Source organism: Flavobacterium sp. FlaQc-48 (assembly GCF_044007335.1).
Taxonomy (GTDB): Bacteria; Bacteroidota; Bacteroidia; order Flavobacteriales; family Flavobacteriaceae; genus Flavobacterium.
Map to the genome: position 1 here is coordinate 23,676 of NZ_JBIPCR010000001.1, position 6,577 is coordinate 30,252.

The 6,577-nt window shown below is 35.9% G+C and carries 6 protein-coding genes; all 6 read right to left on the reverse strand.

What is annotated here, in order from left to right; translation table 11 throughout:
• Nucleotides 1–10: 10 nt before the first annotated feature.
• Complete coding sequence (locus ACHRWY_RS00105) at nucleotides 11–658, reverse strand: glycoside hydrolase family 25 protein (protein WP_395351303.1); 648 nt, start codon at nucleotides 656–658, stop codon at nucleotides 11–13.
• A gap of 111 nt (nucleotides 659–769) precedes the next feature.
• Nucleotides 770–1,327, reverse strand: a complete 558-nt coding sequence (locus ACHRWY_RS00110; protein WP_395351305.1) for a hypothetical protein — start codon at nucleotides 1,325–1,327, stop codon at nucleotides 770–772.
• A 4-nt stretch (nucleotides 1,328–1,331) separates the two neighbouring features.
• Nucleotides 1,332–2,699 (reverse strand): ATP-binding protein, encoded by a 1,368-nt coding sequence (locus tag ACHRWY_RS00115; RefSeq protein ID WP_395351308.1) that lies wholly within the window; start codon nucleotides 2,697–2,699, stop codon nucleotides 1,332–1,334.
• Nucleotides 2,689–3,540 (reverse strand): hypothetical protein, encoded by an 852-nt coding sequence (locus ACHRWY_RS00120; protein ID WP_395351311.1) that lies wholly within the window; start codon nucleotides 3,538–3,540, stop codon nucleotides 2,689–2,691. Before ACHRWY_RS00120 ends, ACHRWY_RS00115 begins: the two co-directional genes overlap by 11 nt.
• Nucleotides 3,541–3,679: 139 nt before the next feature.
• On the reverse strand, nucleotides 3,680–4,522 hold the full coding sequence (locus tag ACHRWY_RS00125) for a hypothetical protein (RefSeq protein WP_395351313.1): 843 nt from the start codon (nucleotides 4,520–4,522) through the stop codon (nucleotides 3,680–3,682).
• Between the two features lie 10 nt (nucleotides 4,523–4,532).
• On the reverse strand, nucleotides 4,533–6,554 hold the full coding sequence (locus tag ACHRWY_RS00130) for a hypothetical protein (RefSeq protein ID WP_395351316.1): 2,022 nt from the start codon (nucleotides 6,552–6,554) through the stop codon (nucleotides 4,533–4,535).
• Between the last annotated feature and the right edge of the window lie 23 nt (nucleotides 6,555–6,577).

Consider the following 6,577-nt stretch of genomic DNA (forward strand, 5'->3'; position numbering starts at 1 on the left):
TCACTTGATTCTAACTTGACTTGATAAAGTTGGCAAAAGCATCCGTATCGCCATTAAAAACATCATAATCATTAAGCTGTCCGTTTAGCTTATAATTTTGTGTTTGCTGCCAGAATGTCCAGGTTTTTGATTTCCATACTGTTGGTACTGTTACTGTTTTATTATAATCCGCAATCCATAAATCGTAGCTGGCAAAAGCAGGATCTGTTAAATAGGCGTTTGCTGTATTATTGTCTGTATAAATAAGGGGTTTTCTGCCTGTTTTTTGCGCTAATTGCGTTAAGAAGCTTAGCAAATTGGTTTGTATATTTGCTTTATTAACCCCGGCGTCAATACTGGTTTCTTCGAAATCTACAATAGGAGGAAAGTCTGTATCTGAAAATTTACCCATAACACCCAGATAATTGGCAACTTGTTTCGCGGGGTCATCCTTGCAATGGTAAAAATGATAGGCTCCGCGAACATATCCTTTTTCCTGAATTGCGGGCCAGTTGGTTTTAAAACTGGAATCGGTATAGGTGATTCCTTCCGTAGCTTTACAGATTATAAAAGTAAGTTTGTCAACCTGCCTGTTCAGAAAATTGATTTCGTTTCCCTGATATCTCGAAATATCAATACCAAATACGGTGAAATTAGTTGCTGTTGGAGTTGTGGCCATTTTTTTATTTTTGTTAGTTGTTGAATCTAAAATGTGATCTGTAAAATGTGATCTGTAAAATGTGATCTGTAAATGCAAGCTGTATACTGCGACTGTACTGCAAACTCTAACTCAGTCTTTTAATAACGTTACATGCACAGGTCCGATGGCGCCTGAATAATCGATAGCGGAGCAAAAGGAATGGTTTTTAATTATCTGTTTTAATGCTTCAAGCCCGGGATTATGATAGGGAAGTGTTACTTTTTTCCCGGTTATGAGACGTATTAAATCATTATTTTTTAATGGATATACTTTGAATAAAGAGTCGCGTATGGCATAAAAAACATCTTCATCATCGACAATAAAAGCGGTTTTGTATTTGTTTTTTTTAAATTTTTGAGGATTTATTTTTAATAAAAAAGTAATCTGAGCCTCTAATTGATGTACCGTTGCATCTATTGTTTTTTCGTGTGTTTTAGCTATTAAATAAAGACTTTGGTCTGTAATTAAATATCCGTTTATAATCAGTTCATGTTTTTTATGACCATAATTTAAAGCCATTGCAATAATCGTATGGACATAATTGAAATCGAAATGTTTTTTCCAGTCGCCAATTTTAAGTTCTGCTTTATGCGTATATAAATGCTTTTTTAAAAGGACATCCTGACTTATATTTTCATTCTTTTTCATCAGATCAGTTCATTTGTGTAACACTTAGTGTTTTATTCTCTTTTCTAAATTCACGTCTGATGCCTTCCAGAAGATCCTGATAAGTAACAACAGTTTCATTTCTCTGAATGGCGATCAAGGCACAATATCTCAAAACATTAATAATAGCTCCTCCTGCCAGTTCATAATTTTCGGCAATAGTTTCGATATCAATATCAGGATTGAGTTTGCATTTTCCGGAGAAGGCTTTTTGCCATAATTGCACTCTTTCTTCTGCGGTTGGCATCGTAAAATGAATCATCGACTGAAATCTTCTTGAAAAGGCTTCGTCCATATTTTCTTTTAGGTTAGAAGCCAGTATGACAACTCCCGGAAAGTCCTCGATTCTTTGCAGTAAATAGCCCGTTTGCTGGTTGGCGTGTCTGTCATTTGATGATGATGCGTTGGTTCTTTTACCAAAAAGGGCATCGGCTTCATCAAAAAATAAAATCCAGTTTTTGTGTTGTGCCACATCAAATATTTTCGAAAGATTTTTTTCGGTTTCCCCTATATATTTTGATACAATCATCGAAAGATCGACCCTGTAGACTTCACGATTTGTACTTTTTCCCAATAAACTGGCTGTAAGCGTTTTTCCTGTTCCCGGAGGTCCGTAAAAAAGCGTCCGGTAACCGGGTTTTATTTTATTCTCAAGTCCCCATTCCGTCATTAAGGTTTCTCCGTAATTTAACCATGCATCAATCTCCATAACCTGCTGCATCACATGATCTTCGAGTACCAGATCAGACCAGTTCATATTGGTCGAAATTTGTTGTGCCGGAAAGGAAACGCTATGTTCAGGTTTGGGTAAGATACCGGTTATAAAATAATGCAGCCAGCGTTCATTTAGAGAAAGAATCTGATTTAAAACCGGAACGTTTGATTCCGTAGCTTCCATCACTAAAACCTGTTCTTTTATCAGGATATTCGAAGAGCTGAGTACATTCATCACTTCGATTCGTAATTCCGGATTAACAGCTGTAATTAAAAATGAAAAAGTCTGGCCGGTTGGCAAAAAGCCACTATGGCTTTTATTAACAATACCGCCAAATTCAGTAAAACCACGATCGTACATGGCATTTTTACTAAAAAAAACATCCAGTACTTCCGGTTTTATCTGAGGGGCAATAATGAGGGCTAAACAAAGTCGTTCGTACAGGTTCAGATTCCATTCTTCGATTTTTTTATAGTAAATACTGTTTTCCGTATCTGCATTAATTTCAGGCAGCGGAATATCCTGCCAGCGATTTTCATGCCCTTCCTGAAGTAAATAACTACAAATAACCTGATCGATTACTTCCTGTAGCCAATCCATTTCTTTGTGTAAAACAAGTATTTCCTGATTAGTTTCCATAATTAGCAAAGAGTTTTTCGATGTCGTCTAAATTGGCATCTGCCCATTTAAAATACAATAATGCCGTATTTGGGTTTAATTCGTTAGCCTGTAACAAATCCAGAAAATAACCCTGCGCATTCTGCATGATCATTTGAGCATTATAATCAATCTCATTATGAAAATTCGAATCAAAAAAAGTATCAGCCCATTCACTCCCATTATAATCTTTATTGATAAAATCGCTCATAAAATAAGCAAGTTTGTCTTCCTGGACCACTAATTTTTTTGCTTTAAAATAAGCCGGTTTTCTTTTGGTTTCGCGGTGGTAATATTCGATATCCTTCGATTGGATTGTTTTGGTATTTGAATGTCCAAAAATATCTACCAATCCAAAGTTTTCCATATCACTTGCCAATTCCAGTTCAGCATTGGGTTCTCCGGCAATAGCTAATGTGGTGCTGTTTGCCGTAGCACTTTCTGTAACAACATACAGCTCCCGAAAAGAAAATAAGCTCTGTGTCAGTTTTATAATCAATTGCTGCTGGATTTCGTTCCAGTTATTAATTTTTATGGATTCCGGTTCTTCTGCCCTGAAAATGAAACTGCCTTTATGGGCAAAAGCCAGTATTTGTTTGCTGAATTCAAATTCACCTTCAATTGCGCTATGTCCGTGCCCTCTTCCTGAATAAGGTTTGGATATACCATCGCTAAAGTTCCAGTTTGATGCATTAAGGGGAATTATTCCACTTAAATCGACATCATGAGGCGCTACAATAGTGTTACGGTATAAATTGCCCAGAAATATGATTTCTCCATTTTTAATCTGGAAATAATCTCCCGGAAAAAGATTCTTATTCAATGGTTTAGTGGGTAGAAATCCTCCGGTCTTTAAATAAAATTGCCTGTAAAAAATCTTATAAGTACGATCCATAGCCCTGAAATTAATTGATTAAAGTCCACTGAAACACCTTAGGAAACAGTGGACATTTTAATGTATCTTAAGCTGCCAGAGCGGCTGCATTTGCTGCTGCCAGTCCGGATTGCAACGATTTAAGTTTAACCTGAGCTTTATTCAGATTTGTAGCAGCAATATTCAACTGTCTGCTGGTTTCATCGTTTGCAATATTGGCTTTGTCATAGGCTACTTTAGCTTCTTTATAAGCGTTATATAATAATGCCCTGATCGAAATATCAGAAGCAGGATTCAGTGACAAAGGTGTATCTATCGATTCCTGACCTGTTAAGGTCAGATAAAGTTTAATCGCCTGTTTGTATTCCAGTGTTATTGCGGCTTCGGATTCTAAAACTGAAGCTTCTGCTGCCAATGTAGATTTTAAGGCAACCAATGTCAGGGCAACAGCATTATTAGCATCAGTCCCTGCAGCATTGATTCTGGTAATTAAATCATCAGAAATAAGCGGATTAAGTGCTTTTTTTCGGATCACAAGATTTGCCAGCTTATTGATTATTTCTACCGAATAAATTAGTTTATTGATCAAAGTACTAACACTTGAAGCAACCTGCTCTGTATCTTCATTTGCAGAGATCATATTGCTAAAAGCATTCGTGGAGTTGTATCCTAAATCATACGCATTCTGAATCACCTGATCAATCAGGTTTTTATTGTTTAAAGCATGCGTGCGATTGTTGTCCGCAACCAATAAATAACTTTGATACCTTGCTGCTTTTTCTGTTAGTGAAGTAACAATAACCTGTTGCTGCTGAACATCTGCCTGTGCATCAATTACCAGATTTTTCAGCGTATCTAATTCTGATTTTTTCTTTTCTGTGATTCCGTATTTTTTCAATCTTGGGCCGGCATTTAATATTTGAGCTTCCATATGTTTTATATTAATTAGTTACTGTAGTATGATTGTTCGTTAAAGAAGAATAGGTAAATGTGTCTGTATTTTCCCAGTCAGATAACTGATTTGTGTACTTGTTTTTGCTGATTTCCGCACCATTAAAATAAGACAACACAACAGGGATGTATTTTTTATTCTCTACCAGCGGATTTCCAAAATTATCAGTAGTTGTACTATCAATTTTTACCTCCAGCTTAATAAAAGGTTCTACTTTATCTGACTTGGTTTTAACAAGGCCTGCACTGGTATAATTACCGGCAGGAATATTCTCGGCTAAATTTAAGTTGAAGAAAAAAGCATTTGCATTCTTAACAGGTTTTGGATAATCTTTGACAATTTCGGCTAATTGTGCCTTCAATTTAGTTACCTCGCTATTAACCGCAGCCAGTTTAGCTTTAGCCTCATTCAGGGCATTTTTAAAATCGGCAAGTTTTCGTTTGGCAATTTCTATTTCTGCAGCATGTTTAGGATCTGGTTTTGGATATTTGGCTATTTCTGCATTTAATTGGGTTATTCCATTATTTATATTTAGGATTTCTTCGTTTAAATAATCAATTTCAGCTTCATATTGGGTTATTTCTTCCTCTATTTCTAAGGTTTCGATTTTATATTCGAGTGTGTTTAGTTCCTCATTCGTTAATAAATTATCCGGATAAGGCAAAAGCATACATCTGTAATCAAGATCTGCAAGTTTGATGTTTTCTTCTTTTTTAACGGTAAAAGTGATATCAAAAAGGGATGTACTTTGTGGATCAGTATCCTGGGTTTCTTTGGGATCAGATTCTTTTACCGGTTTGATTTTTTCGGCCGGATTCAAAGTATGCGTCATGGTAAATGTTTCAGATGGTGCCGAAAGATATTCATCAAACGTATTGATCTCTTTTTTGTAATTTTCTGTAAAAATGATCAAAAGAAAAGCAACATAATTTTCACCTAATACCAATGCTTCATTATCTGAATCCAGTAAATCAATTAAACTTAACTCTACCAAAGCTTTATCTTTGTTTTTTGAATCCGGCTGAGGAACTTCAACTCTTTTAAATTGCGACGGATTTGTTAACAGGTCTTCGGCAGTAGAAACATTGAAGAATGATTTTTTACTTTCCTTAACCAATATGATATTATAATTTTGTACCGGTTTTTCTAATCCCAGATTCTGGGTATCCTTGTCTTTATCTGTAGACGAAAACGGACTTTTATAATAATTAAAAGAAACCGTAAAAGTTCCTTTAACCGGATCAAAAGGTTTAGGAACCTGTACTCTCAAATTCTGATTGAACTTTTTATTATTAATATTATACGCTTTTTTAGAAGCCTCGTATTCTACTTTACTGCATTTTATTGCCCCTTCAGCACCTCTTGTAGCCATACTTGCCTGAGATGATGTAGCATTATCAGCAGTCACAATTGCAGTAATCGCATTTAAGTCTGCCGTCGTAATCTGCAGTAAATTATTGACAGACGTATTGGTTAGTTTTGCTTCATCAGCGATTGTCGATGTGGCTACTTCTGCAATAGATGTTGAGGCTTCCATTGCCAATTGAGAAGTTTCTTCGGCATGATAAGCCGTTTTATTGATCAGATTATACGCTTCAAGGGCCTGTTGGTAAATTTGTGTTCCGTAATCAGCAGCATTAATAATGCTAAAAATGCTTCCCACATCACTTGCCAGACGCACAATCGAATTAGAAGCAACCTGTATGTTCGAAGCACAAACAGCCATATTGGTAACAGATTGCGTGGTATAGGTTTTTTGCTGATTGGCAGATAACAAAAGATTGTCTGCCATATTCTTATTCTTAACAACGACATTATTAACGTGTTGTTTTTGCGTGTACATTTTTGTTGCCAGTTCCAGTTTTTCCTGTGCAACAATTTCTGCTCCCTCGGCATAATAAAGGGTAAACATGGAGGCATTCAGTTGCGCCTTCAATTGTTTCTTGGTCATTTCCTGACTTTCTAATGAAGACAATACACTAGAATGCAGATTTTCATTGTAGCTGTTCATAATAGTTTTTTTTTAGTTGATTA